This is a genomic window from Streptomyces sp. NPDC046379 (assembly GCF_055587785.1).
Genome location: NZ_JBVJFP010000012.1, coordinates 239,635 through 264,584, shown reverse-complemented (window position 1 = coordinate 264,584; position 24,950 = coordinate 239,635). Strand labels below are relative to the sequence as shown.

Sequence of the window (24,950 nt, the reverse complement as noted above, 5' to 3'; positions counted from 1 at the left end):
CCCCGCGGTACATGGCGAACCGGACCAGCACCCAAAACCTGCGCAAGCGGGTGCGCTACCACTACCGGGGCAACGCGGCCGGCTCGACACTGCGGCTCACCCTCGGATGTCTGCTCGGACTCGAGCTGCGCCGTGTGGGCAGCGGCAAACGGATGACCTTCGGCAAGGCCGGCGAAGCCATCCTGAGCCAGTGGATGGCGGACAACGCGTGGGTGTGCTGGATCGAGCAGAGCGAACCGTGGGCCCTGGAGTCGCAACTCATCTCCCGACTCGACCTCCCACTGAACCTGGACCAGAACCGCCACAACGCGTTCCACAGCCGCTTGAAAGGGCTGCGAGCCCAAGCACGCGAGCGGGCCCGAGAGTTGCCCATCAGTGCGTAGGCCACCGAATGGGCCGATGGGCCGCTACTTGCGCCGTCTCTGGACCATCCGAGGACGCTGGGCAGTGGCCAATGACGACCAACGATGACCATCAGGCGCACATCCCCACCGCCCTGACAAGCAAGAACCAGGCCACCAAGATCTCCGGCAAGACCGGGGCAGGAAGACACCACCCGCGAGGGAGCGAGGAGCCTTGACCATGTGAGTGGCCGCAGGTCACGGCCGCCCTCGATCAGTCGCGGGTGTGCAGCGGCGCAGCATGTGCATCATGAGGCATGGGGATCGATCTGGAGTTGCACTCATCGCGGCCGGCTCGCAACAACTGGCACAAGTCCCGCGTGACACTCCTGCGGAGCTCCTACGGGCATGGCGACGCGCTGGCCGATGCTCTCGGCTCACTCCAACTCCTCGGAGTACCGGGGAGGCTCACTGCCGTCGATCCGTACGGAGACACGTTGATGAACGAACAAGAGGCCGAAGTCGCTCTCCGGGAAATCCACGGCCTGAGGCAGAGGTGCGGCGATGAACGTCAGCTCGCCGCGCTGGACGACCTCGCGACGATGCTGGAAGAGTGCGCGGCCACTCCAGGAAGTTACTTGTGGTTCGCGGGCGACTGATGCTCGTGTCACGTCCGCTGTGTGCGTGTCTGACTGAGTGACGACGATGCGCACGCACAACGGCGAACAAGCCCGGACGTCTGCGGACCGGCAACGCAGGCGACACCAGCCCCAGGCAGGGCCCACATCCAGATTGCTCCGGGACGAAGCCGGCGCTCCGTTGGGGTGCGCCGCATGACCGACGACGCTCCGGCCTGTCCCGTGTGCAACCAGCCCATGACGTCCGGCGGCTTCGTCCTCGTCAAGCGGGAGGACGATGGCAGGCGGACCTGCCGGACACTGCTGAGGTGTACCAGTCGGCACGTGTGGTGGCGCTGGGCCGACCGGCCGGAGGGGCCGCTGGAAGCCTGCCCGGTGCCCGAGCTGTTCCGGTGACATCCAATTGCTGACATCAAGCGCCAGGACGACGGCGGTTCGAAATCTGCGACCTCCGCCGCTTCACGCCTCCTCGTTTTACGGAAGACCGTCAGCAGCACGACCCGCTGTCCTGGCGCGAGCCAGTACGGGATGCGCACGGCCTCGCCGTCCAACTCCCTCCGACGCGAAGACCCCCCGCCCTCGACGTGAAGCCCCCGCCGTCCGGAAGGCACGAGGCGTCCGGGCGGCGGGGGCCGGGGGATTGAGGGGGGCGTCAGGGGGCCATCAGTGATATTCCGAACGGCGTGGCCTGCGGGGCCGATTCTGTGCCGTCGGCGGACACGGCGGTGACGACGTAGTAGTAGTACGCCCTCGCCAGGCCGGGGTCCTTGTACGTCGGTGCCGTCACGCCCGTGGCGATGCGGTGTTCAGGGGTGAAGACGTCCGCGCCGGAGGTGGACCGGTAGACGTTGTACGACACGGTCCGGCCCTGGTCGCACGCTCCCACCTCCCAGTTGAGCTGGGCATAGTCCGCGCCCCTGCCGCCCCCGGTGATCCGGGGGGTGGCCGGTCCGTCGAAGACGGGACAGGGCACGGTGGCTCCGGCCATCGGTGAGAAGTCGGACCACTGGCTGTGCGTGCTGACTGCGCGCACCACGTAGTACCAGGTCTTGCCGGCGGGGACGTTCTCGTTCGTGAACGTCGTCCCCGTGATGAGCGGGGAGACCGAGTAGGCCGACGTCGGGTCCGTGCCGGTCGTGCGGTAGACGTAGTAGCCGGCCACATCGGTCGACGTGCTTGCGGTCCACTCCACCTTGACGTTGCCGTTCTCGGCCGTCGCGGTGACCGAGGCAGGCGCGGCGGGCTTCTCGTGGACCGGCAGGCGCTTGCCGTAGACGGTGCCGTAGCCGGGCTCCGGCATGGGGGAGACGTTGCCGGCCGCGTCGACGGCGCGGACGGTGTAGCCGAACTGCACGCCGGCCGGGGTGCTGGTGTCCAGGTACTTGCCGTCCCGCACCACGGCGATCTGCTCCCACGCGCCGAACGTGGCCTGGCGCATGACGAGGTAGTGGTCCGTGTCGTCGGTGTTGGGCGTCCAGACGAGGTGCACGCCGTCCGTGCCGTCCCAGGCGTCCAGGCCGTACGGCATGCGCGGCGGGGTGACGTCGCCGGTGCGGGTCGCCGAGGCCGTCGCCGACGGGTTGGACTCCGTGCCGAGCGTCGTGACGGTCCGCACCTGATAGTGGCGGGCCTCGCGGACGGGCGCCGTGTAGTCGTCGTAGGCGGGGCCGGTGACCGGCGTTTCGGTCAGCCGGGTCCACGGACCGGCGGCCGACTCGGCGGCATAGACGTGGAACCGGTGGGACGCGTCACCGTCGTACCGCCAGCCGACGGTGTTGCGGTCGACCCAGCCGTTGGCGGAGACGGCCGCCGGCGGCAGCGGCCTGGCCTCGGCGACGTCGAGCCGGATGGGGGCGGAGTACCCGGAGGCGTTGCCCGCGCTGTCCTTGGCCCGCACGCGGTAGTAGTAGGTCGTGCCCACGGCGGCGGACGGATCCGTCAGGGCGGCGCTCTGCGTGGGCGTGCCGACGGAGGTGAACGGCCCCTCGGGCGCGACGGCCCGCTGCACCTCGTACGAGTTCGCCCCGCTCACCGGGGACCAGGAGAGCCGGGCGCCTGCGGACGGGTCGTGCGTGGCCGTGAGCCCGGTGGGGGCGGCGGGGGCCGTCCTGTCGGCGCTGACGACGCTCGTCACCGCGGACAGCGCGGAGGCGTTGCCGGAGCGGTCGACGGCGCGGAGGGCGTACTCGTAGGTGGCGCCGCTGGCCGGGGCCGCTTCGGTGAAGGTGGTGCCGGTGATCGGGGTGGAGGTGCGCAGGCTCCAGCCGCCTGCGCCGGCGAGGCGGCGGTAGACGCGGTAACCGGCCAGATCCATCTCGTGGTTGCGGGACCACGTCAGCGTCGCCTTCAGGGTGGACGCCGAGTATCCGGACTTGAAGCCCGCCGGGGCCAGGGGGGCGGTCTTGTCGTACGTGGCGCTGATGACCGGCTTGTAGGAGAAGGAGATGTTGGCGGTGCCGGTGAAGGCGGCGAAGTCCACACGCAGGGTGTGGGTCCCGCGCGGGACGGTGAGGCGGACGGTCTTCCGCTGGGTCGAGCTGACGTTGCGCCACAGGTCGATCCTGCGGTTGCCGTCGAGGTAGACGCGGGCGCCGTCCTGGACGGCGACGCTCAGGTCGAAGGGGCCGCCGGAGCCGAAGTTGCGGGTGGTGGTCCAGCGGACGCCGAAGTAGTTGCTCGGCAGGGTCACGCCGGAGGGATCGCCGTAGCCGTAGTTCTCGGCGATGGCGGTGTCGCAGACGGTGGCCTTCGGAGTGCCGGAGAAGCTGGTGTTGGCGTAGTACTGGGCCTTCCACACGCCGGCCGAGCACGTCACGGCCGCATGCGCGGTGGTGGGGAAAGCGAGCCCGGCCAGGGCTGTGGCCAGGGAGAGCACGACCGCACCACCTGGACGGCGCGCCGCGCCGAGGGATATTCGCATCTGCGGATGCTCACACTTTCGACGATGAGATGAGGACAAGGCGTGTATGCCGCCCCAATGGTGCCATTTGAAGATCACGTGCGATAGGTGGTCGGTCGAGCGCCAGCACTGGTCGTAGGAGATCAACTCCCCCTCCGCCGAGAGCGGATCGGGGTACTCGACCCACAGCTGGGGCACCCGCGCCCGCCCACCCCTCACACCCAGCGGCCCTCCGTCACGCGCCCCGCTCCGCCACCCCCGGTCCCGCCCCTGGTCCCGTCTCCGGTCCCGTCTCCGGTCCCGTCTCCGGGACGGTCGGCCGGGACGGTCGGCCGGGAGGGGTCGGGTGGCGCGAGGACGTAGCCCGCGATCAGGCCCGCCACGCCGAGGAGGCTGTTGATGTAGAGCTCCGCCGCGTACGTGGGGCCGTTGACCGCCATGATCAGCACGATTCCGGTCACGAGCACCGCGAGGAACGCCGTGTAGTGGCGGCGGAGCGACTTCCTGAGATCGATCGGCATGCTTGCTCACCCTTTCCGTCTGTCCCACCTGGGACGACAGTCATTCGAGCAGGCGCCGCTCCACGTGGTCCAGGAAATCCGTCGGAGTCCGGTCCTCTCGGAAACGTCGGAGGAATTCGGCCTTCTTCAGCGGGATTCGGTGAAGTTCAGCGAAAGGGCCCGGAGAGTGGGACGATCACGGTCGTCGGACCGGGTGAGGCCCTCGGGGGAAGCATGGACACCCACTCGCGCAGTGCGCCACCGCCCGTGCGGCGGTTCGCTGCGGAGTTGCGTCGGCTGCGCATCACGGCGGGCGACCTGCAGATAAGGACGATCGCCACGCGGGCGCAGTGCAGTCCCGCGACGGTCTCCGAAGCGCTCAACGGGCGGCGCCTGCCCAGCGAGATGGTCACGCGTCGTCTGGTCGCCGTGCTGGGCGGCGACTGGGGTCACTGGCAGGTCCTGTGGCGCGAGGCCAGGACGGAGCTGGACGCGCTGAAACGGGAGGGCCCCGAGCTGCCCGCGGAAGCGCTGCACGCCGAGATGGTGCGCTACCCGGACCCGACGTCCTTCTACCGCGCCTCGGCCGACCGCATCCGCTCCGCCCAGCGCGAGATACGGCTCACCTACGTCCGGCTCCACCCTCCCGGTCACTGGGGGGCGGTGGCGGTGGCCGAGTACTACAGCACGGTGCTGCAGTGGGCCCGGGACCACTCCGGTGAGGGCGCCAGCGTGCGACGCATCATCGGCGTTCCCGAGCGCGGCGGCGCTCCGCGGACGGCCTACCTGCAGTGGCTGCTGGAGCATCAGCGGGAGACCGCCGACATCTACGCCTACGAGGCGCGCGTCATGCCCTGGACCGCCTCCTGCGCCTGGCACAACACCGGCCTCGTGGACGACACCGTGACCTTCCTGTCGTTCTCCGGTGCGGGCCGGCAGCAGCTGACGGGCTTCAGCGTCGAGGGGCCCGCCTTCCTGTCGTACTTCGCGGACAGCTTCGACCTGGCGTGGGGCGCGCTGGAGCCGCTGGACTCGTACGTGGCGCGGCACTGCCGATAGCCCTTCGCTCTTTCCCGCTCCCGCTCCCGCTCCGATTGACCCATGTTCCCGCCCGGAAGTGCACCTCTCCCCGGGTCTTTCCCGACCCTACGGTCGAGGCATGACCTGGATCCTCGGCGCGGCGCCCGGCGCCGCTGAGGCGGCCTCCTCGCCGTTCGTCTCCGCGTTCAATCTGTCCATCGCCCTCGGCGCCTTCGCCGGCGGCCTCGCCGTCGACGGCGTCGCGGCCACGAGCGTGCTCTGGATCGGCGCCGTCCTCGTGCTGGCGGCGGCCCGGTTCGCGGTGGGCGGCGCCCGCCGTGCGGCGGGCGTACCGGCCGGGTGACGCCCCCGGGCGGGGCGGGGGCGCGTGGCCGGTGGCGGGCGGCTCAGACGCGGTCGGCCGCGATCAGGACGTACTGGAACGAGCCGTCCCGGTACGACTCGATGAACGCCTCCTCGATGCCGGTGACCAGCGACGACGTGGCCCGCAGCTCCCAGTAGGGCAGCGTGTCCGGGGTCAGGTCGATGACCGTCTGCGGTACGAGGCGGTTGTCGGCCATGGCCCGCAGGTACTCACGGCGGGAGTGGATGTTGCACTCGAAGTGGGCGTTGATCTGGGAGACCCACTTGGACGGCTGGCCGTAGCGCGGGTTCCAGCAGCCGGTGATCGTGACGTACCGGCCGCCCACCCGCAGGAAGCGGGAGTGCTCGGCGAACAGGTCGTGCAGGTCGACGTACATGGACGACTCGTTGTTCCACGAGGCGGCCACGCTGCCCTTCTCGAAGGGCGTGTCGAGCATGTTGCACACGCGGGCGCGCACGTGGTCCTCGATGCGCAGTTCGCGGGCGCGGCCGTTGGCGAAGTCGGCCTGCGCGGAGGAGAGGGTGACGCCCTCGACCGTGCAGCCGAAGCGGTGGTGGGCCATGACCATGGAGCCGCCGCGTCCGCAGCCGGCGTCGACGAGGGTGTCCTCGGCGCGGACGGGGCCGAGGTGGTCCAGGAGGAACTCCGCCTGGGCCGACTCGAGCCGGTGCAGTTCGGCGATCAGCTTCTTCTCGTACTCGCTGTGCTCCGGGTCGCCGAGCGCGGCGTGGTCGACGGGGCCGATGCCGTAGTGGTGGTGGTAGAGCCCGTCCACGTCGCCGAGGCGCAGGTTGACCGGCCTCGCCTCGTTGTTCCAGTAACGGGCGATGTCCCCCTGGTAGGGCGTCGCCGGGGCGGGGATGGCCGCGGAGGCGGCGGGGGCCGTTTCGGTGGTCACAGAGATGTCCGTTCCTTACCAGAAGTCGGGCAGGCTGTAGCGGTAGGTGTTGGTGCGGTGCCAGTCGTGGTTGCCGTCGACCCAGGCGGCCACGCCCTTGAGGAAGCGCAGCACGGCGGGCAGGGGGCAGGTGGCGGCCAGGTCGGCCGCGGCGGCCTCGAAGGCGTGCATGAGGTCGTTGTGGATCTCCACGGCCTTCAGGTACGCGTCGCGTGCGGAGAGCCCCTCGCGCTCCGCGAGCACCACCGGGAGGTTCAGGTGGCGGCCGGGGCTGTCGAGTTCCTTGGTGTACGAGTAGAGGTCGTTGACGATGGTCGTCGCGTTGCCGGCGAGGGCGATGACCCGCTGCATGTCCGGCCGGGCGTGGGCGTCCGCGGGCAGTTCGTAGCCGCCGACGGTGTCGGTGATGGTGGGACAGGGGCGGAAGTTGTTGAACTGGCGCATCGCCAGGTACTCCCACACCTCCGGTACGTGACCGGTCTCCGCCCAGGCCGCCTCGGCCAGGTAGCCCATGTGCAGACGGGCCATGTCGTGGCGGTAGCGGTCCGCCTGGGAGGGCGTGGCCGCGTGCACGAAGTGGTCCATCGCGCTGCGGTACGCCCGGCGCGGGGCGTCGAAGCCGAGCGACTCCTGCCACGCCGGCGCGTACTCCGGGGTGGTGTGGAGGTGGTCCAGCGCGGTGTGGGCCAGGAGGAGCCGGCCGCCGAGGCCCACGGGCGAGCCTCCGTGGTCCTCGCAGTAGCAGTCGTCCACGGCGTTCTCCGCGACCATCAGCCGGGTCGCCAGCATCAGGTGGTCGACCGTGGGGGCGTCGGGGTGGCAGCCGACCATGTAGCGGCCCACGGAGAAGCCGTCGAACTGGCCCTCCCACTCGTCGGGGTAGAGCTGGACCTCGTCTTCCGCCCAGCGCTTGATCCGGCGGCTGACCTCCTCGACGCGTACGGGGTCGGGCTCGGGGACGGGGTGGTGGTAGAGGCCGGGGACGGCTCGGCCTTCGGCGGGTGGGCGGGGTGAGGTCTGCGGGGCCGGCGGAAGGGGAGGCGGTTCGAGGAGGCGGGCGAGGGAGAGGGAGGCCGTGCCCAGGCCGGTGGGTCCGCCGAGGGCCCGCCGTGGAGCCTGGGGGGCGGCGAGGACAGGGGCGGGGGCTGCAGACGCCGCCGACGCAGTGGGTACGACCGCTACGGCCGGTGCGCCTGGACCCGCCGCCGGTGCTGCTGGTACGGCCGGGCCCCCCACCGGGCGCGACGGTGCGATCGGGGGATGCGGGGCCGTCGGGAGGGCGAAGGTTCTCGGCGGGGCAGCGGCCGGCGTGGAAACGACGTCCGGCGTACGGGCATCCGGCGCGGGGCCGCCGGGTGCGGTGACGTTCGGTGTCGTGGCGGCCCTGCTGGACCGCTGCCCGGGGATGAACGGTCCGGGGGACCCGGGTACGGGCATCCGTAGCTCCTTGCTCCAGTGGGGGTGGGCGCTCCTTGCTGACGCGCGGGACGCTGACGCGCGGGTCCTTGCCGCGCGGGCGGGGGACGTCGATCGCCCCGGGGACCGGGCCCTCAGTCCCGCCTGCGGCCGATCTGCACGTTCTCCATCACGCCGAGCGCGTCGGGCACGAGCACCGCGGCGGAGTAGTACGTGCTGACGAGATAGGAGATGACCGCCTGCTCGTTGATGCCCATGAAGCGCACGGACAGGCCCGGCTCGTACTCGTCCGGCAAGCCGGTCTGCCGCAGGCCCACGACGCCCTGGTTGTCCTCGCCCGTACGCATCGCGATGATGGAGCTGGTCTGCTCCTTGCTGATCGGGATCTTGTTGCAGGGCAGGATGGGGACCCCGCGCCAGGCCGGGACGGACTGTCCGCCGAGGTCGACGTGGTCGGGGTAGAGGCCCGCGGCGTTGAACCCGCGACCGATCGCGGCGATCGTCCTCGGGTGGGCGAGGAAGAACTTGGTGCCCCGGCGGCGGGAGAGCAGTTCGTCCATGTCGTCCGGGGTCGGCGGGCCGGAGTGGGTCTGGATGCGCTGCTTGAAGTCGGCGTTGTGGAGCAGGCCGAACTCGCGGTTGTTGATCAGCTCGTGCTCCTGGCGCTCACGCAACGCCTCGATGGTGAGCCGGAGTTGTTCCTCGGTCTGGTTCATCGGCCCGTTGTAGAGGTCGGCGACCCGGGTGTGGACCCGCAGGACGGTCTGCGCGACGGAGAGTTCGTACTCGCGCGGATTGAGCTCGTAGTCGACGAAGGCGGTCGGCAGTTCGGCCTCGCCGACGTGGCCGGCCGACATGGCGATCTCGGCCTCGCCGTACTTGTTCTGGCGCTGCCGCGTGACGGAGCTGAACTCCTCGATGTGGGCCCGGAGGCTGGGCGCGGAGTCCCGTACGGCGGCGAAGTCGGCGCGGGAGAGGGTGAGAAGGGTGCCGGCGGTTTCGGCGGTGACCGTGTAGTCGTGGCGGGCGTCGGCGTCCAGGAGGGCGTTCTCGCCGAAGTGGTCGCCGTCCGCGAGTACCGCGATGGTGATCTCGTCGCCGTACTTGCCGTCGGAGGTCTGGGTGACGCGGCCGTGGGCGATCATGTGGATGCGGTCCGCCGGGGCGCCGCGTTCGACGAGCACCTCGCCGGCCGAGAAGTCGCGCTGCGTGCAGCGGCCGGCGAGGGCGGTGAGGACATCGACGTCGTCGAGCCCTCGCAGCAGGGCCAGTTCGCCGAGTTCGCGGGGGATCACCCGGACCGTGGCGCCCTCCTGGACGAACTCGATGCGGCCGTCGCCGACCGTGTGGCGCAGCCGTCGGTTGACCCGGTAGGCGCCGCCCTTGGTCTCGACCCAGGGCAGCATCCGCAGCAGCCAGCGGGAGCTGATCTCCTGCATCTGCGGTGCGGACTTGGTGGTGGTGGCGAGGTTGCGGGCGGCGGCGGTGCTCAGGGACTGCTGGGGCGTCTGGGGCGCGGCGGGCGTCTCGGGGCTGCTGTCGACGGTCATCGGGGTGAGTCTCTCCTTGTGTGACGGGGCGGTCGGCGCACACGGGACGGGTGTGCCGACGGCGAGACAGGGAGGAGTGAGAAATGAGGAACGGCGAGAACTGAGGAAGGAGAAATGAGGAACGGGCGGTGGTGCATGGGCGTGGAATGCGTCGGATCACGGCGATCCGTCCACGGGGAGGAAGCTAACGGCCGGTCGGGACGCGGTTGCCGCAGACGGCGAACGCTTCCTCCGAAGCGGTGACAATCATTTGAACAGGGTTTATCGGCCCCATGAGTGTTATCGCGCCATCCTTTACCGGACCTGCCGGACCGCAGAGGCCGGCGACCACCCCTGACGGCCGGCTGCCCCTTCCGCGATCACCCATAATCAGGCCAAAGTCCGCGCACTGCTCAGCTGTGCCGCTGCGAGGAGGACAGGGCGATGACGGAACGAACGGGCCGGGTGGTCTGCGACATCACGGTCTCCGTCGACGGGTACTCGGCCGGCCTCCATCAGACGGGGGAGCGGCCGTTCGGCGACGACGGCGGCGACGGCACCGGGGCCGGACTGCACGCCTGGATGTTCGACACTCCCGAGGAGAACCGGGAGGAGATCGACCGGCTCGGAGCCGCGGGCGCCTTCATCATGGGCCGCAACATGTTCGGACCGGTGCGCTGGGCGTGGGACCGGCCGTGGAACGGCTGGTGGGGCGAGGACCCGCCCTTCCACGCGCCGGTGTTCGTGCTCACCCACCATGCGCGCGAGCCGCAGCCGATGGCCGGCGGGACCACCTTCCACTTCGTCACCGACGGCATCGAGGCGGCCCTGGACCGGGCCCGCGCGGCGGCCGGCGACCGCGACGTCGCGGTCCAGGGCGGCGCGACCACCGTCAACCAGTACCTCGCCGCCGGCCTGATCGACGAACTGCGGCTGCACATCGCCCCCCTCACCCTCGGGGCGGGCACCCGGCTCTTCGAGGGCGTCCCCCCACTGCGGCTGGAGCAGATCGGCTCACGCCCGGCGAGCCTGGTGACGCACGTGACGTACCGGGTGCTGTCCTGAGACGCACGGTCGACTGCCGCGTGCGACACCACTGACACGCCTGGCACACCGCATGTGACGCAGGTCACCGGAAGTCGGGAGTGGGGGGCGACAGCTCATTGAGGTGAGCACTCATCTGCGTACCCGGGTACGGGCCGGGGAATCGGGCGCGTTCGCGGAGCTCTTCGACAGCTACGCCCGCGCGGTCTACAACCATGCCTTCCGGCTCACCGCCGACTGGTCGGTGGCCGAGGACGTGATGGCCGCGACCTTCATGGAGGCGTGGCGGTTGCGGGAGCGGGTCGATCCCGAAGGGGGGTCGCTACGGCCCTGGTTGCTGGGGATCGCGACCAACACGGCGCGCAACCAGTACCGGTCCGACCGGCGTAACCGCGCCGCCGCCCAGGCCGCCGCCGCTGCCGGGCTGTCGGTGCCCGACCATGCCGACGAGGTGGCCGGCCGGGTCGACGACCGGCGTCGGCTCGCGGGCGCGCTCGCCGCGCTCGCCGCGCTGCGCCGTCCGGAGCGGGAGGTGATCGCGCTCTGTCTCGGAGAGGGCCTGGACTACGAGGCCGCCGCCGAGGCCCTCGGGATTCCCGTCGGGACCGTCGCCTCGCGGTTGTCCCGGGCGCGGAAGAAGCTGCGGAAGATCACCGAGGCGGCGGCGCGGTCCGGTGAAGGCGGGACCGCGTCTCGGTCCGGTACGGCCAGGGCGGCGGCGCGGTCCGGCGAAGAAGTCGCGCGGGAACGGGAAGGGCCGCGGGCCGGGCGACAGGTAAGAGGCGATCACGTCCACGCGATCCGGCCCGCACAGGAAGGAAACCGATGACCGCGAACACGTCCCGGCAGAACCCGGCCGAGTGGGACGAGAGCGCCCAGCTCCTGTCCCGGACCGCGCGGGACCTGCCACCGGGCCGCCACCAGTTCCACAAGGAGCGTTTGATGGCCCAGATCCAGCAGGACCAGCGCATACAGCACGACCACGGGATCGTCCCGGCCCCGCGGCGGCGGTCGTTCCGGCTGCCCCGGCCCGCCGTGACGCTGCCCGCCCTGGCGGCCGTCGTCGCCGGAGCCGTCGTCGCCGGGGTCGCGCTGGTCGACGGCGGCGGCGCCCGCGACGGGCTCGCCACCGGACCCGCCCTCACCACCGAGCTCGGCGCGGTCGACAGCAAGGGCGCGTCCCGGCTGCTCGACCGGATCTCGCTGGCCGCGGCCGACGGGGCGCACCCGGAGGTCGGGCCCGGCCAGTACGTCTACATCGAGTCCAAGACCGCCGACACCTTCCTGCGCACGGAGGACGGCGAGACCACGCTGGCCAGTCACGAGCTGCACCGCCGGCAGATCTGGCAGTCCGCCGACGGCACCAAGGGGTGGCTCGTCGACCCCTCCGTCAACGACAGCCCCGAGGGCGAGACCCTCAGCCTCCCCGACGAGCAGGGCAACACCCCCAGGGCCTCGCTGAACAGTCCCTCGTACGACTATCTCGCCCGGCTCACGACCGACCCCGACGAGCTGCTGGAGAAGATCTACGACGAGACCGCGGGGCACGGGAACTCCCCCGACCAGCAGGCCTTCACCACCATCGGCGACCTGCTCGGCGAGACGTACCCGCCCGCCGAGCTGTACTCGGCGCTGTTCAAGGCAGCCGCCAGGATTCCCGGCGTGGTGGTCGTGGACGACGCGGTGGACGCGGTCGGGCGGCGCGGTGTCGCGGTGGCCCGGCTGGACGAGACCAGTGGCGCGCGCGAGGAGTGGATCTTCGACAAGAAGACCCATGTCTTCCTCGGCGAGCGGAGTGTCCAGGTCGAGCGGCTCAACGGGCCCGAGGCCCTGATCGAGCCCGGCACGGTGAACTACACCAGCGCCATCCTCACCCGCGCCGTCGTCGACGGGATCAAGGAGACGCCGAGCCCCGTGCCGACCTCCGCGGGATAGCGGGACAGCCAGGGCCGCCGGGACGGCGAGACGGCGAGACGGCGGGATAATCGGCGCATGGCCACTTCGACCGCCGTCCACCGCCTGGCGGTCGACGTCCTGGAACTCGGGGCGCCGTACCCGCTCGCCCTCGCCGGCGGGCGGGCGGCGCTGGTCCACGGCCTGCTGTCCCGCGCCGGTGACGGGCTGTGCGTCGCCACCGAGAGCGCCGTCCGGATGGAGCTGATCGCCGCCGCGCTCGTCACCGGGCTGACGGAGCGGGGCTGGGCCGTCCGGGTGCGGCCGGCGGCCGGCCCGCTCGCCGTACGGCTGCTCGTCGCCGGGGCGGACGTCACCGGCGAGCGGGACGAGGAGTGCGTGGTGGACGTGGTCAAGGAGGTGCTCTGGCGGCCTCTCACGGCCTCCGAGGCCGGGCCGGTGCTGTCCGTCGAGGATCTCGTGGGCATCGCGGTGCGGGATCTGGCGGATCGCGGTCTGGCGCGGGACCTGGTCGTCGTACGGGCCGCCGCTCGCGCGCACTGGAGCCTTCCCGAGCTGGAGGAGCTGGGGCACCGGCACGCTCCCGAGGTCTTCGACCTCGCGGATCTGCGGGCCCGGCTGGAGGCCGTGGAGCTGGTCGACGATCACGCCTTCCTGCGTTGCGGGCTGGACGACACGGAGGTCGGCGAGCTGCGGCGGTGGGTGCAGGAGTGGGCCGACGACATCGGGGAGCGGCTGCTGGAGGCGGGGGCGCCGGAGGACGAGTGACGGTCGCCGGGCGACCTGTGGGCCGGCGGATGGGAGGGTGCGGCCTCGGGTGACGGGCGGCGCGCCGTTAGCATCCGGGGCATGACGACTTCGGAGAACACCGGAACCGGTTCCCCCCTCGATGTCGAGATCGGCGCCCTCCAGGGCGGTGCCGCCGATCTCGCGCAGTACGCCGGGAAGGTCGTGCTGGTCGTGAACGTGGCGTCCAAGTGCGGGCTGACCCCGCAGTACGCCGGGCTGGAGCGGCTCCACGAGCGGTACGCCGCCCAGGGCTTCACCGTGCTCGGCGTGCCGTGCAACCAGTTCCTCGGGCAGGAGCCGGGCACCGCCGAGGAGATCGCCGAGTTCTGCTCGGCGACGTACGGCGTGACCTTCCCGCTGACCGAGAAGGTCGAGGTCAACGGGGCCGGGCGGCACCCGCTGTACGAGCGGCTCGTCGGGTTCGAGGACGCCGAGGGGCACAGCGGGGACATCCGCTGGAACTTCGAGAAGTTCCTGATCGGCAAGGACGGGGCGGTCGTCGCCCGGTTCTCGCCGCAGACCGAGCCCGAGTCGGCCGAGGTCGTGGGCGCCGTCGAGCGGCACCTCGCCGCCTCACCCTGACCCGTGCCTTGGCCGTGGCCTGGGCTCGTGCCTGGCTTCGGCCCTGGCTCTGGGGCGGGGCCGAGCGTTTCCGTCACCGGGCGACAGGCGCCCGGTGACGGGGCCGCGCCGGGACGGAGCGACGGCGCCGGGATGAAGCCGAGCCCCCTCGGCAAGGACGGCGTGCTCGACGAGAGGGCTCTTCACTGTGGTGCGTATGCAGTTGTGGATGCGTATGCAGTTGTGGGGGTCTTTCGTCGCATCAGTGGTGGTCGAGAGCGCTCCTGCCGACCTCCGTCACGAAGGCGTTCCACGAGTGCGCGGGGAAGGACAGGGTGGGACCCTCGGTGACCTTGGAGTCCCGTACCGCCATGGCGGCGACGACCGTCGACCTGATCTCGACACAAGCGCCGTTGCCGGTGGAGTACGAGGACTTGGTCCAGGTGTCCGTGACGCCCTGACGAATTGCCATTTCTGCTCCGGATTGCCAGTTGGGGGGTTGCTGTCACCGCACGGGTCCGTTCCGCGGACCTCGGGGCGGTTTGCGCCAACGTGTTGCGCGATGGCGTGATCGACGTTACTCGCCAACCTGGCTGACCGACGCGGTCGTTCACTCGACCGGATGGCATATTCCAGTGAAGTCTTCCGCCCCGGCCGGGTCACGGTGTACCGTGCCGCGCCTCCCCGGTCCGGGACCGGCCGTCCGGCGGACAGTGGGTCATCCGGTGTACTCGGCGTACTCCTTCGCGACCTTGGAGATGTACTCGCGGGACTGCTCCACGTTCAGCGCCTGCGCCCTCAAGTGCTCGTACATCACGCTGTACTTCTGCACGTCGTTGGGCTTCTCGAGGTACAGGTCGCTGGTGACGCCCTCGATGTAGACGACGCTGGAGTCGGTCGCGTCGGGGAACTCCAGGATCGCGTACTGGCCGTTCAGGCCGGGGTGCGAGCCCAGCTCGAAGGGGATCACCTGCACGGTGACGTGCGGCAGTTGGGACTGCTCGATCAGGAACTCCAGCTGATCCCGCATCAGGGAGCGGTTGCCGACGATGCGGCGCAGGGCGGCCTCGTCCAGGACGCTCCACAGGCGCAGCGGGTTGTCGGTGGTCGTGATCCGTTCCTGGCGGCGCATGCGCACCTGGACGCGCTTCTCGATGTCGGCCGGGGCGGTCTCCGGCAGGGCGCCGGTGATGAGCGCCTCCGCGTACTGCCGGGTCTGCAACAGGCCGGGCACCACCTGGGGGTCGTACACCCGCAGGCTCGCGGCGTCCGTCTCCAGGCCGATGTAGACGCTGTACGGGATGTCGCCGAAGGAGTGCCACCAGCCCTGCTGGCGCGAGTCCTTGGCCATCTGCATCAGCGACTCCACGACGCGGTGGTCCTCCACCTCGTAGACGCCGCACAGGTCGCGGACGTCGCGCTGGCTGATGCTGCGCCGCCCGTTCTCCAGACGGCTGATCTTCGACTGGGACACCAGCAGCCGGTCGGCGACCTCCTCGGCCGTCATGCCCTTGAGTTCGCGCAGCCGGCGCAGCTCCTGGCCCAGCCGGCGCCGCCTGACGGTGGGATTGACGTTGGACGCCACGGGACGTGCACCTCCGGCTGCGAGCCTCGACTTGCAACTATGCGTATCTGCTTCTGAGCAGATTGCCACCAAGGTGCTTGCCGCCGCTGGGAAACGGCGGATATGCGGCCCGCGCGGGCCCGATTCACACATGCGTCCGCGCGGGGCGGCGGGTCCGTCGGTCGTCCGGACGACGGTTCCCGTCACCCCGCGCGGTCGCTGCGGCTCCCGAACCGGGTCTTTGGGGACTCGCTGTTGGGGACTGGCCGTGTGCGGCTTTGCGGTTGTGCAGCTGTAGGTGTGCTGCGGTGTGCTGCTTCTCGTTGAGCGTGGCGCCGGGTGTTGCCATGGTGCGTGGTGCTCGCGGTCTTGCGGTGTCGTGGCTGTGTCGTGGGACTGCGGCTCAGTGGGCCACGGCACGCGCCATCGAACCGTGGTGCGGTTGCGCCGGAACGCCCCTGGCGGGCTCTCCGGCCGACCGCGCACCGGCGGTCTGCCTGCCGCCCGGTGGGGCCGCCGCCTGGCTGCGACGCGGCTGGGCCGCGACGCCGTTCTGGACGTCCATCACGGCGTGCGCCACGAGGCCGCCCATCGGGTCGTGCCTGATGAGGTCCCGCAGCCGGGAGCGGGACGAGCGTCCCTCGTTGCCCGGATACAGGTGCTTGCCGAGTCCGACCGCGTGGGCCAGTGCGGCGAGCGCCGCGGTCCGCGGGTCCGGCGGTACGCCGGTGCGGATCGCGGAGTCCAGCCGGGCCTTGATCTCCCGGCTGATCTCGGTGTCCGTCGCCTGGTAACGAGTCGTCGGCAGCACCCCGCACATCTGGCCGGCCACCGCGGCGACCATGCCGCAGCGCTCCAGATGCGAGAGGTAGGTCTGACGCAGCCCCAATCTCGGCCCGCCGATCCAGTGGACGGCACGCACCGGAGCGCCGCGCCTTCGCAGCAACTCCAACGCGCAGTCCAATGTCGGATCACCTGTCGGCCGTGGTACAACCACGGCGATACGATCCCCGTCTGGGGCTATCCGTCCGGCCAGCGCCAGCTCCACTAGCTGTGCTCCGGCCAGACCGAGGTCGAGCGACTGCGGCTGTGCAGTGGTACCCGTGGCCGGGTCCAGTGCCAGCAGCAGAAGCTCCTCCGGAAGTGTTCTGCGGCTCCTGCCCATCCATGCCTCCCCGCGTGGATGAATGACAGGGTGACCCCTCTCACAATGGTCTGTCGAGGGTGCGTGACCAGTTCGTAGTGGAACCAGTAGGTATGTCGTTCTCGTCTACCGCTTGTGTTTAGCCCGCACACAGGACACTGGTACATGGTTCGGACAGCGCGGGCAGCGGGGTCCGGGCAGTGGTTCACGGTCCGGTCGAGGGTCGGTTTCACGGTTCGGTACGCGCACGGAGACGTGCGGCATGGAGGAGGCATCGGTGGCGGGCGAGTCCCCCGACAGGTCGAAGCAGCGCGAGTCGTCACAGGAGCCGACGCCGGGGAGCGCGAGTCCGGTTCCCGAGGCGCGTGACCCCCGGCTCGCCCTGCGCTCCGCGGGGTGGGCGGCGAAGAACGGCGCCGCGGGCGACGAGCGGTTGCGTGCCGCGGTGGCGGCGTGGGTGACGACGGCGGACTCCGGCGACCGTGCCGGGACCGGGACGGACTCCGATGACGAGGGCGCCGCTTCCGGACCGGAGTCCTCCGGCGCGAAGGGATCGGAGTCCTCCGGTACGAAGGGATCGGAGGCCTCCGGTACGAAGGGCGCCGAGGAGGGGCCTGGGCGGGCTTCTGCGGGTGTTCCCGCCGACGCGGCCGGAGAGGGGGCCGAGGAGGCCGTCGCGGCTGCCGAGGAGGCCAGGGAGGCCGCGGACGGGGCTGCGGCGGAGGCCGACGCCGCGAAGGAGGCCGCGGACGGGTCCGCGGCCGCGGGCGCGGTGGCCGACGGCGGCGCGGTCGGCGACGGCGGCCACCACGGCGACGAGACCGGCGCCGGGCGGACCGACGACGGTGACGCCTCCCCGGCGGATGCGGGTGCCCCTGATGCCGGTGACCCCGGTGCCGGTGCCGCGGACGCCGGTGACGCCGTGGCCGCCGACGACGACCCGGCGGCCGAAGCCGACGCCGAGGCGAGCGCCGCCACGCCCGGCGCCGGTGACGGGACGGAAGCCGGCACCGCGGCCGCAGGGCCGGCCGGCGACGCCCCGGCGGACGCCGACGAGGCCGCCGCCGAGAACGCCTCCGTGCCGGGCGCCCGCAGCGAGGCCGACGTCTCCGCCACGCCGCACGACGCGCCCGACGCCCCGCCCGCCGGCGACCACCCCACCGCCGTCTTCCGCGCTCCCCGGCCGAAGCCCGCCGTCGATCAGCCCACCACCATGCTGAAGCTCGGCGACGTCAGGAAGCCGGAGCCGAAGCCCGAGTCGGAGCCGACGGAGCCGAAGTCCGACCAGGACCCGGACGACGCGACCCCCGAGTCGAAGCCGGAAACCGACGGGGAACCGGCGACGGACCGCAAGCCGACGACGGACCGCAAGCCGGCAACGGACCCCGAGCCCGAGCCCGAGCCGAAGCCCACCCCGGCCCCGGCCCCAGGCCCTGCTCCCACCCTCGACCGCACCAGCAAGTTCGTAGCCCTCAAGCCCCTCGACACCCCCGAGACCCGCACGCCCCCCCGTTCCGCGGAGGGCCCCCGAGGCTCGGGCACCGGCGCCGGCACGGGCACCGCCGCCCCCGCCGACGCCACCGCCGTAGTCCCCCAGATCGGCCCCGAGCGGACCACGCAGCAGCCGTTGCCGCCCAAGCCACCGCTCGATCTGCTGGCCGAGCTGACCAACACCCCGCCCCCGCCGCAGACGCCCCTGCGCACCGCGCTGCGGCGGATCAAGATCTGGACGCCGCTCGTCGTGCTGCTCGCGATCGTGTTTGCGATCGTGCAGGCCGTTCGGCCACTGCCCACGCCCACCCTGGAGCTGACCGCCGAGGACTCCTACACCTTCGACGGCGACCGCGTCGACCTGCCGTGGCCCAGCGAGGGGCAGGGCGCGATGGACGTGGCCGGGATCGGGACGATGGGCGGCTTCGGGGAGCAGAAGCCCGTCGCCATCGGGTCGGTCGCCAAGGCGATGACGGCCTACCTCATCCTCAAGGAGCACCCGCTGAAGCCGGGTGAGGAGGGGCCGAAGATCGAGGTCGACGCGCTGGCCGAGAAGGAGGGCGGCTACGACCAGCAGGGCGAGTCGACGCTCAACACCGTCAAGGCGGGCGACACGCTGACCGTGCGCCAGGCGGTCGCGGCCATCATGATCCCGTCGGCGAACAACATCGCCCGGTTGCTGGCACGCTGGGACGCGGGCTCCCAGGAGGCGTTCGTGAAGAAGATGAACGACGCCGCCAAGGACCTGGGCATGAAGAACACGACGTACACCGACCCCTCGGGCCTAGAGGAGACGACGGTCTCCACGGCCGAGGACCAGGTGAAGCTCGGCAACGAGCTGGTGCGGATGCCGGCGCTGGTGGAGATCACCAAGCTGCCCGAGTGGGTCGACCCGTCCGGCAAGAAGTGGCGCAACTGGAACGCCCTCGTCCCTTACGACGGCGCGATCGGCATCAAGACCGGCACCACCACCGCGGCCGGCGGCAACCTGCTGTTCGCCGCGGTCAAGGAGGTCGGCGGCGAGTCGGTCACCGTGGTCGGCGCGATCCTCGGGCAGCACACGCCGCCGATCATCGACACCGTTAACGCGGTCAGCCGTACGGCGATGATCGGCGCGCAGGAGGCGCTGGAGTCGGCGAAGGTCCTGAAGAAGGGTGACGTCGTCGGGTACGTGAACGACGGTCTGGGCGGCCGTACGCCCGTGGTCGTGACGGAGGACGTCGCGGCGGTCGGCTGGCCGGGGCTGAAGGTGGAGCTGTCCTTCGTCTCGGACGAGGTCCCGCACACGGCGAAGGCCGGGACCAAGGTGGCCACGCTCACCGTGGGCGACGGCAGCGGCGGCGCGGTCGAGGTGCCGGTCGCCCTCCAGTCGGACCTCGCCGAGCCGGGCTTCGCCGACCGTCTCACCCGCGTCGCCTGACCGGTGGGGCGGCCTGCCGCCCCACCCGTCCCGCACACCCGCCACGCACCCCGCCGGACGGCCCCCACCCGGAGCGCCGCCCGGCGGGGTGCGTGCTAGCGTCACGAATCGGGACAGGCCGCCCGCCTGCGCGAACCGGACGGAAATCGGACGGAAACCACGGGTCGCATGGCCGAAAACCGGCGGCGAACGGCAGGCGCGGCGGGAACACGTCCCTGAACACACGTATTGGGGACACGGGGAGTGCCGACAGGTGGCGACTGCGGAGCCGACACGCACCGACGACACGGGTCCGGACGCGGAGACCGAGGCCGGCCCTCGAATACGCGTACCCGAGTCCCCCGGACGCCGGTCCCTGCGTGAGCGCCCGACCCGGCACCCCGTCCTCTTCGTCACCGCCGTCGCGGGTGTGCTGCACATCGTGTGGTTCTTCACGTTCGCGAACAGCGGCGGCGACCTCGCGGCGCAGGACGCCTGGGCCGAGTTCGTCGGCCGGCATCCCGACTCGGCGTACAACTTCGCCTGGTACGGCGGCATCCACCCGGTGTCGTACAGCGTGGTGTCGCCGTATCTGATGTCGGTCCTCGGCGTCCGGACGACGATGATGATCGCGGGGACGGTGTCGGCGGGGCTGCTGACGCTGGTGCTGATCCGCAGCCGGGCGGTGCGGGAGCCGCTGTGGCCCGCGCTGGCGGGTGTGTTCGCGCTGCTGTGCAACGCGGCCTCGGGCCGGGTGACGTTCGGTCTGGGCACGGTGTTCGCGCTGGGGGCGGTGGCCGTCGTGTTCTGCTGGCCGCACCGCTGGCGGCACAAGCGGTGGGCGAAGGCGCTGTGCGCGGCGCCGCTGGCCGCGCTGGCGACGATGGGCTCGCCGGTGGCGGGCCTGTTCGTGGGTCTGGTGGCGGTGGCGCTGTTCCTGCAGAAGCGCCGGCCGGGCGCGTGGGCGCTGGGGCTCGGGCCGGCCGCGGTGGTGGCGGTGTCGGCGTGGGCGTTCCCGTTCTCCGGCACCCAGCCGATGTCGTTCGGGTCGGCGGCGCTGCCGTTGCTGTACTCGGTCCTGATCTTCCTGCTGGTCCCGCCGGCGTGGAGGACGGTGCGCATCACGGCGGCCGTGTACCTGCTGTCCGTGCTGCTGGTGTGGCTGATCAGCTCGCCGATCGGCTCGAACATCACCCGGCTGCCGATGCTGTTCGCCGGCGTCGCGCTGCTGGCGGCGCTGCCGTTCACGGCGCCGCGGTCGCGCAAGTGGTACGCGATCGTGCTGGCCTTCGCCGGATTCACCGGGTGGATCGGCTTCAAGTCCGTCGACGACGTCGTGCACACCACTCCGCGGGCGGCGTGGGCGCGCGAGCTGGCGCCGCTGGTGAACGAGTTGCAGGAGGTCGGCGCCGACAAGGGCCGCGTCGAGGTGGTCCCGGCCCGCTCGCACCGCGAGGCCTCCGCGCTGGAGACGTACGTCTATCTGGCCCGCGGCTGGAACCGCCAGGCCGACATGAAGCGCAACCCGCTGTTCTACGACGACACCCTGAACTCGGCGAACTACCACGAATGGCTCAAGCGGTGGGCGGTGCACTACGTGGTGCTGCCCAAGGACGAGCCGGACGGCGACGGCGGCGAGCGGGAGCGGGAGCTGGTGCAGCGCGGGCTGCCGTATCTGCGGCAGATCTGGGGCGACGCGAACTGGCAGCTGTTCGCCGTGGACGATCCGACCCCGCTGGCCGATCCGCCCGCGACCGTGGAGCGCGCCGCGCAGGACGGGATGACGCTGCGGGTGCGGGAGCCGGGCCGGGTGCTGATCCGGGTGCCGTACTCGCCCTGGCTCAAGCTGGTCGACGCCGACGGCGAGGGCGTCGAGCCGCCGCGGGAGACGGAGGCCTCCAGGAACCGGCCGGAGGGCATGCCGAAGACGTACGAGAACGTCAGCGGCTGTCTGACGGAGACGGAGGAGGACGCGAAGGGCGACCGGTGGACGGTGCTCGTCGCGCCGCGCGCCGGGACGTACCACCTGGCGTCGCCGTACGAGCTGCCGCGCGGGACGCCCTGCCCGGAGGAACTGCGCTAGGCCGCAGGCCGCCCTCTCGCCCTCGCGCGCACTCTTCCGCCGTTCTCCGCGCTGCCTTCCACCGCCCTCCGCACTCTCTCCCCCGCCCGGTTTCCGCCGCTTTCCGCCACCTTGCGCGCGCCCTCTCGCGCCTTCCCCGCGACTCCTCCCCACCACCCACCCATCCACCCCGCCTCAGTTCATAAATCTGAACCGAGGTCATCACCCAGAACTATTTTACCCGCTCTTGACCTTCCTCTTCCTTGTCGCGCCCGCACCACCGCACCCACGATGAGCGGGCACTTCGCGGCCTGGCTCGCCCTTCTCCCGCTCACGCGAAGTGTCGCGCTGCTGAGCGGAGTTCACAAGGCGGACCCTGGAAGGGGGCACATGAACAGTCTCGACTGGGCCGTGCTCATCGGCTACTTCGGCGTGATGGTCGCGATCGGCATCTGGTCGCACAAACGCGTGGACACCGTGAGCGACTTCTTCACCGCGGGCGGCAAGATGCCCTGGTGGCTGTCGGGCATCTCGCACCACATGTCCGGCTACAGCGCGGTGATGTTCACCGGGTACGCGGGCATCGCCTACACCTACGGCGTGACGTCCTTCGTCACCTGGTCGTTCCCCATCGCGCTGGGCATCGCCATCGGCTCGAAACTGTTCGCGCCGCGCATCAACCGGCTGCGCGGCCGGCTCCATGTGGCGTCCCCGCTCGAATACCTCAAGAACCGCTACAACCTGCCCACCCAGCAGGCGCTCGCCTGGTCGGGCATGCTGCTGAAGATCGTCGACGTCGCGGCGAAATGGGCGGCCATCGCCACCCTGCTCTCCGTGTTCACCGGCGTATCCCTCAACCAGGGCATCCTCATCACCGGTGTGGTCACGGGCATCTACTGCACCATCGGCGGCCTGTGGGCCGACGCGCTGACCGAACTGGGCCAGTTCATCATCCAGTTGCTGGCCGGCGTCGCGATGTTCGTGGCGGTGCTCGTCGAACTCGGCGAGTACGGCGGCTTCTTCGGCGTCTGGGACGAGCCGGCCCTCGACGGCCACGAGAAGCCGCTGGTCGGGCCGTACGGCACCGTGTTCCTGCTGGCGTTCCTGTTCATCAAACTGTTCGAGTACAACGGCGGCATGCTGAACCAGGCCCAGCGGTACATGGCCACGCCCAACCCGAAGGAGGCCGAGCGCTCGGCGCGCCTGTCGGCGATCCTCTGGCTGGTCTGGCCGCTGGTGCTGTTCTTCCCGATGTGGATGTCGCCGCTGCTGGTGGAGTCCCAGAAGCCCGACGGCTCCGACTCCTACGCCCTGATGACCGAACAGCTGCTGCCGCACGGTCTGCTGGGCCTGGTCATCGTCGGCTTCTTCTCGCACACCATGGCCATGTGCTCCTCCGACGCCAACGCCATCGCCGCCGTCTTCACCCGTGACGTGGCGCCGGTGCTGTCGTCCAAGGCGCGGCAGTGGAGCGAGCGTTCGGGCCTGATCGCGGCGCGGCTGACCACCGTCGTCTTCCTGGCGCTGTCCATGGCGGTGGCCACGCAGGTCAACTCGCCGACGTTCAAGGACATCATCACCGTCGTGATCAAGTGGGTGGCCGGTCTGATGGGCCCGATCGCGATCCCGATGATGCTGGGTCTGCTGCGCCAGTTCCGCCGCTCCGGCCCCACGGCGGCGCTCACCAGCTGGGCGGCCGGTCTGCTGGCCTTCTGGCTGGTCAACTACCCGATCCACTGGAACGTCGACGGCGGCGTGCCGCTCCAGTTCCAGGTGTCCATCCCGCTGGCGGTCTCGCTGGTGCTGTACATCGTGATCGGTTACGTGAAGCCGGAGGACACTCCGGAGCGGCTCGCCATCATCGAGCGGCTCAACACCGACGGGGACGACGGCGCGGCGGCCGCCGCGGTGCCGGCGCCGGCGGGCGCGGCGGACGGTGTCGTGGGAACGACGGGCAAGGACTGACCGGGGTCGGTAACCCGGTGCCCCTGGTTCTCCCGGTTCTCCCGTACGGCGTCGGGGCGGTCCCTCCGCGGAGGGGCCGCCCCGGCTGCCGTTGCGGTCGGCGGCGTCGGCGGGTCAGGCGCGCGGGTATCGCGCCAGCCAGGCGGGGGACGCGCCGGCCGGGCCGTGCAGGGCGGGGCCCTGGGTCATCTCCATGGCGAAGTCGTCGGCGAGCTGGAGGATCGTGGGGCGGCCCTCCAGCTCGGCGAGCCAGGCCGGCGGCAGCGTGGTCTCGCCGTGCAGGGCGCCGAGGAGACCGCCGGTCAGGGCGCCGACCGCGGCGGAGGGGCCGCCGTGGTTGACGGCGAGCCGGAGCCCGTGCCGGACGTCCTCGGCGACGAGGGCGCAGTAGACGGCGGCGCCGAGCACGTCGCCGGCGGCGCCGGCGCCGAGGATCTCCTGCACCCGGCCCGGCGTGGGTATCCCCTGCCGCACGGCGCCGAGGGAACGCTGCAGGGCGTCGGAGACGGGCTCGTGGCCGGGCCGGGCGGCGAGCAGGGCGAGGGCCCGCTGCACCGCGGCGTCGAGGCTCTCACCGCAGGCCAGGGCGTGCACGACGACGGCGTACCCGCCCGCCGCCAGGCAGGAGACCGGGTGGCCGTGGGTCTGGGCCGCGCACTCGACGGCGAGCTGGAGGACGAGCTGCGGTTCCCAGCCGACGAGCAGCCCGAACGGCGCGGAACGACCGGCCGCCTCCGGTCCCGTCTCGCCGGGGTTCTTGGGCGCGTCGAGGGTGCCCATGACGTCGTCGCCGAGGCCGAGCAGCAGCGGGCGGGGCGGATTGCGGCGGGCGTACAGCCACTCCTCGCGGGCGAGCCAGCCGTCGTCCTCGCGCCGCTCGTCGGGTCCCCAGTCGTGCTGGGTGGCGATCCAGCGGCGGTAGGCGCGGTGCAGGTCGGTCGGCGGGTGCCAGGCCCCGGTGTCGCGGCGGACCTGGGCGCGGATCAGCCCGTCGACGGAGAACAGGGTGAGCTGGGTGAGGTGGGTGACGGCCCCGCGCCGACCGAACGCGGGCACCGGATCGACGATGCCCTCGGCTCCGTACGCCTCCCGGATGCCGTCGAGGTCCAGCGCGTCGACGGGCGCCCCGAGTGCGTCCCCGACGGCGACGCCGAGGAGTGTGCCCCGCACCCGGCTGCGGAAGTCCTGCTGCTCGGTACGGCCCCAGACGGCGCCGGCAGTCGCACCCACCCAGACCTCCCGGGGCACCGTTCGCTCCTACGACGCTCAGCACTGTATGCGACGGGGTCGCGGGGGGCGCGTGGTTCCGGGTCCGAACCACGGGCGACGCGGCCGGCGGGGACGCCCGGGTCCACGGGGCCGAGTCGGGGCGTCGGAGCCCGCGGCGGCGG

23 protein-coding genes and 1 pseudogene are annotated in these 24,950 nt (G+C 71.5%); 14 read left to right on the top strand and 10 right to left on the bottom strand.

Going from position 1 to position 24,950, the window contains the following annotated elements; all coding sequences use genetic code 11:
- The first annotated feature begins 11 nt into the window (after window positions 1–11).
- From ACZ6KF_RS22480 to ACZ6KF_RS22465, 4 genes are all read left to right on the top strand, one after another.
- A complete protein-coding gene (locus ACZ6KF_RS22480) occupies window positions 12–383 on the top strand; it encodes a GIY-YIG nuclease family protein (RefSeq protein ID WP_469239758.1) in 372 nt (123 codons plus the stop codon).
- Between the two features lie 71 nt (window positions 384–454).
- Window positions 455–580 carry a hypothetical protein gene (locus tag ACZ6KF_RS22475; RefSeq protein ID WP_469239756.1) on the top strand — a complete coding sequence of 42 codons (126 nt, stop codon included), beginning with the start codon at window positions 455–457 and terminating at the stop codon, window positions 578–580.
- 78 nt (window positions 581–658) lie between these two features.
- Window positions 659–1,000: a hypothetical protein gene (locus ACZ6KF_RS22470; protein WP_356629862.1), complete on the top strand. Its 342-nt coding sequence runs from the start codon at window positions 659–661 to the stop codon at window positions 998–1,000.
- A 174-nt stretch (window positions 1,001–1,174) separates the two neighbouring features.
- Entirely contained in the window at window positions 1,175–1,375 is a 201-nt protein-coding gene (locus ACZ6KF_RS22465; protein ID WP_356629860.1) for a dehydrogenase, read from the top strand.
- Window positions 1,376–1,425: 50 nt separating this feature from the next.
- On the opposite strand, the pseudogene ACZ6KF_RS22460 reads toward ACZ6KF_RS22465, so the two are convergent.
- The 3 genes and pseudogenes from ACZ6KF_RS22460 to ACZ6KF_RS22450 form a co-directional block, all read right to left on the bottom strand.
- Window positions 1,426–1,539, bottom strand: a pseudogene (locus ACZ6KF_RS22460) (type II toxin-antitoxin system RelE/ParE family toxin); the annotation flags it as partial.
- A gap of 92 nt (window positions 1,540–1,631) precedes the next feature.
- Entirely contained in the window at window positions 1,632–3,899 is a 2,268-nt protein-coding gene (locus ACZ6KF_RS22455; protein ID WP_469239754.1) for a fibronectin type III domain-containing protein, read from the bottom strand.
- Between the two features lie 194 nt (window positions 3,900–4,093).
- Window positions 4,094–4,399 (bottom strand): hypothetical protein, encoded by a 306-nt coding sequence (locus tag ACZ6KF_RS22450; RefSeq protein ID WP_469239753.1) that lies wholly within the window; start codon window positions 4,397–4,399, stop codon window positions 4,094–4,096.
- Between the two features lie 213 nt (window positions 4,400–4,612).
- Here ACZ6KF_RS22450 and ACZ6KF_RS22445 point away from each other — a divergent pair, with 213 nt between their 5' ends.
- Window positions 4,613–5,437 (top strand): helix-turn-helix domain-containing protein, encoded by an 825-nt coding sequence (locus tag ACZ6KF_RS22445; RefSeq protein WP_469158683.1) that lies wholly within the window; start codon window positions 4,613–4,615, stop codon window positions 5,435–5,437.
- A 100-nt stretch (window positions 5,438–5,537) separates the two neighbouring features.
- Entirely contained in the window at window positions 5,538–5,762 is a 225-nt protein-coding gene (locus ACZ6KF_RS22440) for a hypothetical protein (protein WP_356629852.1), read from the top strand.
- Between the two features lie 43 nt (window positions 5,763–5,805).
- Here ACZ6KF_RS22440 and ACZ6KF_RS22435 read toward each other — a convergent pair whose 3' ends face one another.
- The 3 genes from ACZ6KF_RS22435 to ACZ6KF_RS22425 form a co-directional block, all read right to left on the bottom strand.
- Complete coding sequence (locus ACZ6KF_RS22435) at window positions 5,806–6,681, bottom strand: geranyl diphosphate 2-C-methyltransferase (protein WP_356629850.1); 876 nt, start codon at window positions 6,679–6,681, stop codon at window positions 5,806–5,808.
- A 15-nt stretch (window positions 6,682–6,696) separates the two neighbouring features.
- Window positions 6,697–8,118 carry a family 2 encapsulin nanocompartment cargo protein terpene cyclase gene (locus ACZ6KF_RS22430; RefSeq protein ID WP_469239751.1) on the bottom strand — a complete coding sequence of 474 codons (1,422 nt, stop codon included), beginning with the start codon at window positions 8,116–8,118 and terminating at the stop codon, window positions 6,697–6,699.
- Window positions 8,119–8,231: 113 nt separating this feature from the next.
- The gene (locus tag ACZ6KF_RS22425) at window positions 8,232–9,647 is read right to left on the bottom strand and encodes a family 2B encapsulin nanocompartment shell protein (protein WP_356629848.1); all 1,416 of its coding nucleotides are present in this window, start codon (window positions 9,645–9,647) and stop codon (window positions 8,232–8,234) included.
- Window positions 9,648–10,070: 423 nt separating this feature from the next.
- Between ACZ6KF_RS22425 and ACZ6KF_RS22420 the strand changes: the two genes are divergently transcribed.
- The 5 genes from ACZ6KF_RS22420 (at window position 10,071) to ACZ6KF_RS22400 (ending at window position 13,955) form a co-directional block, all read left to right on the top strand.
- Complete coding sequence (locus ACZ6KF_RS22420) at window positions 10,071–10,691, top strand: dihydrofolate reductase family protein (protein WP_469239749.1); 621 nt, start codon at window positions 10,071–10,073, stop codon at window positions 10,689–10,691.
- A gap of 103 nt (window positions 10,692–10,794) precedes the next feature.
- On the top strand, window positions 10,795–11,499 hold the full coding sequence (locus tag ACZ6KF_RS22415) for an RNA polymerase sigma factor (protein ID WP_469239747.1): 705 nt from the start codon (window positions 10,795–10,797) through the stop codon (window positions 11,497–11,499).
- A complete protein-coding gene (locus tag ACZ6KF_RS22410) occupies window positions 11,496–12,605 on the top strand; it encodes a CU044_5270 family protein (protein WP_469176740.1) in 1,110 nt (369 codons plus the stop codon). The genes ACZ6KF_RS22415 and ACZ6KF_RS22410 overlap by 4 nt, the downstream gene beginning before the upstream one ends.
- 57 nt (window positions 12,606–12,662) lie before the next feature.
- Window positions 12,663–13,352: a hypothetical protein gene (locus tag ACZ6KF_RS22405; RefSeq protein ID WP_469158677.1), complete on the top strand. Its 690-nt coding sequence runs from the start codon at window positions 12,663–12,665 to the stop codon at window positions 13,350–13,352.
- 81 nt (window positions 13,353–13,433) lie between these two features.
- Entirely contained in the window at window positions 13,434–13,955 is a 522-nt protein-coding gene (locus tag ACZ6KF_RS22400) for a glutathione peroxidase (RefSeq protein WP_469239745.1), read from the top strand.
- 241 nt (window positions 13,956–14,196) lie between these two features.
- Here the strand turns inward: ACZ6KF_RS22400 and ACZ6KF_RS22395 are convergent, their stop codons facing one another.
- The 3 genes from ACZ6KF_RS22395 to ACZ6KF_RS22385 form a co-directional block, all read right to left on the bottom strand.
- On the bottom strand, window positions 14,197–14,406 hold the full coding sequence (locus tag ACZ6KF_RS22395) for a DUF397 domain-containing protein (protein ID WP_356629836.1): 210 nt from the start codon (window positions 14,404–14,406) through the stop codon (window positions 14,197–14,199).
- 246 nt (window positions 14,407–14,652) lie between these two features.
- A complete protein-coding gene (locus ACZ6KF_RS22390; RefSeq protein ID WP_469158675.1) occupies window positions 14,653–15,519 on the bottom strand; it encodes a helix-turn-helix domain-containing protein in 867 nt (288 codons plus the stop codon).
- Window positions 15,520–15,901: 382 nt separating this feature from the next.
- Window positions 15,902–16,663 carry a GOLPH3/VPS74 family protein gene (locus tag ACZ6KF_RS22385; RefSeq protein WP_356629832.1) on the bottom strand — a complete coding sequence of 254 codons (762 nt, stop codon included), beginning with the start codon at window positions 16,661–16,663 and terminating at the stop codon, window positions 15,902–15,904.
- A 241-nt stretch (window positions 16,664–16,904) separates the two neighbouring features.
- On the opposite strand from ACZ6KF_RS22385, the gene ACZ6KF_RS22380 reads away from it, so the two are divergent.
- The 3 genes from ACZ6KF_RS22380 (at window position 16,905) to ACZ6KF_RS22370 (ending at window position 23,559) form a co-directional block, all read left to right on the top strand.
- Window positions 16,905–19,553: a D-alanyl-D-alanine carboxypeptidase gene (locus tag ACZ6KF_RS22380; protein WP_469239743.1), complete on the top strand. Its 2,649-nt coding sequence runs from the start codon at window positions 16,905–16,907 to the stop codon at window positions 19,551–19,553.
- A 253-nt stretch (window positions 19,554–19,806) separates the two neighbouring features.
- The gene (locus tag ACZ6KF_RS22375) at window positions 19,807–21,615 is read left to right on the top strand and encodes an MFS transporter (RefSeq protein WP_356629828.1); all 1,809 of its coding nucleotides are present in this window, start codon (window positions 19,807–19,809) and stop codon (window positions 21,613–21,615) included.
- Window positions 21,616–21,984: 369 nt separating this feature from the next.
- Entirely contained in the window at window positions 21,985–23,559 is a 1,575-nt protein-coding gene (locus ACZ6KF_RS22370; protein WP_356629826.1) for a sodium:solute symporter family protein, read from the top strand.
- A gap of 114 nt (window positions 23,560–23,673) precedes the next feature.
- On the opposite strand, the gene ACZ6KF_RS22365 is transcribed toward ACZ6KF_RS22370, so the two are convergent.
- Window positions 23,674–24,789, bottom strand: coding sequence for an ADP-ribosylglycohydrolase family protein (locus tag ACZ6KF_RS22365; RefSeq protein WP_469158673.1), 1,116 nt, complete (start codon window positions 24,787–24,789; stop codon window positions 23,674–23,676).
- Window positions 24,790–24,950 lie beyond the last annotated feature (161 nt).

What these genes read in the sequence shown, in the direction of transcription:
- ACZ6KF_RS22395 (WP_356629836.1), bottom strand. Translation starts at nt 14,406, where the DNA reads ATGGCAATTCGTCAGGGCGTCACGGACACCTGGACCAAGTCCTCGTAC.
- ACZ6KF_RS22425 (WP_356629848.1), bottom strand. Translation starts at nt 9,647, where the DNA reads ATGACCGTCGACAGCAGCCCCGAGACGCCCGCCGCGCCCCAGACGCCC.
- ACZ6KF_RS22475 (WP_469239756.1), top strand. Translation starts at nt 455, where the DNA reads ATGACGACCAACGATGACCATCAGGCGCACATCCCCACCGCCCTGACA.
- ACZ6KF_RS22405 (WP_469158677.1), top strand. Translation starts at nt 12,663, where the DNA reads ATGGCCACTTCGACCGCCGTCCACCGCCTGGCGGTCGACGTCCTGGAA.
- ACZ6KF_RS22410 (WP_469176740.1), top strand. Translation starts at nt 11,496, where the DNA reads ATGACCGCGAACACGTCCCGGCAGAACCCGGCCGAGTGGGACGAGAGC.
- ACZ6KF_RS22450 (WP_469239753.1), bottom strand. Translation starts at nt 4,399, where the DNA reads ATGCCGATCGATCTCAGGAAGTCGCTCCGCCGCCACTACACGGCGTTC.
- ACZ6KF_RS22465 (WP_356629860.1), top strand. Translation starts at nt 1,175, where the DNA reads ATGACCGACGACGCTCCGGCCTGTCCCGTGTGCAACCAGCCCATGACG.
- ACZ6KF_RS22385 (WP_356629832.1), bottom strand. Translation starts at nt 16,663, where the DNA reads ATGGGCAGGAGCCGCAGAACACTTCCGGAGGAGCTTCTGCTGCTGGCA.
- ACZ6KF_RS22400 (WP_469239745.1), top strand. Translation starts at nt 13,434, where the DNA reads ATGACGACTTCGGAGAACACCGGAACCGGTTCCCCCCTCGATGTCGAG.
- ACZ6KF_RS22380 (WP_469239743.1), top strand. Translation starts at nt 16,905, where the DNA reads ATGGAGGAGGCATCGGTGGCGGGCGAGTCCCCCGACAGGTCGAAGCAG.
- ACZ6KF_RS22370 (WP_356629826.1), top strand. Translation starts at nt 21,985, where the DNA reads ATGAACAGTCTCGACTGGGCCGTGCTCATCGGCTACTTCGGCGTGATG.
- ACZ6KF_RS22455 (WP_469239754.1), bottom strand. Translation starts at nt 3,899, where the DNA reads ATGCGAATATCCCTCGGCGCGGCGCGCCGTCCAGGTGGTGCGGTCGTG.
- ACZ6KF_RS22470 (WP_356629862.1), top strand. Translation starts at nt 659, where the DNA reads ATGGGGATCGATCTGGAGTTGCACTCATCGCGGCCGGCTCGCAACAAC.
- ACZ6KF_RS22420 (WP_469239749.1), top strand. Translation starts at nt 10,071, where the DNA reads ATGACGGAACGAACGGGCCGGGTGGTCTGCGACATCACGGTCTCCGTC.
- ACZ6KF_RS22430 (WP_469239751.1), bottom strand. Translation starts at nt 8,118, where the DNA reads ATGCCCGTACCCGGGTCCCCCGGACCGTTCATCCCCGGGCAGCGGTCC.
- ACZ6KF_RS22480 (WP_469239758.1), top strand. Translation starts at nt 12, where the DNA reads ATGGCGAACCGGACCAGCACCCAAAACCTGCGCAAGCGGGTGCGCTAC.
- ACZ6KF_RS22445 (WP_469158683.1), top strand. Translation starts at nt 4,613, where the DNA reads ATGGACACCCACTCGCGCAGTGCGCCACCGCCCGTGCGGCGGTTCGCT.
- ACZ6KF_RS22440 (WP_356629852.1), top strand. Translation starts at nt 5,538, where the DNA reads ATGACCTGGATCCTCGGCGCGGCGCCCGGCGCCGCTGAGGCGGCCTCC.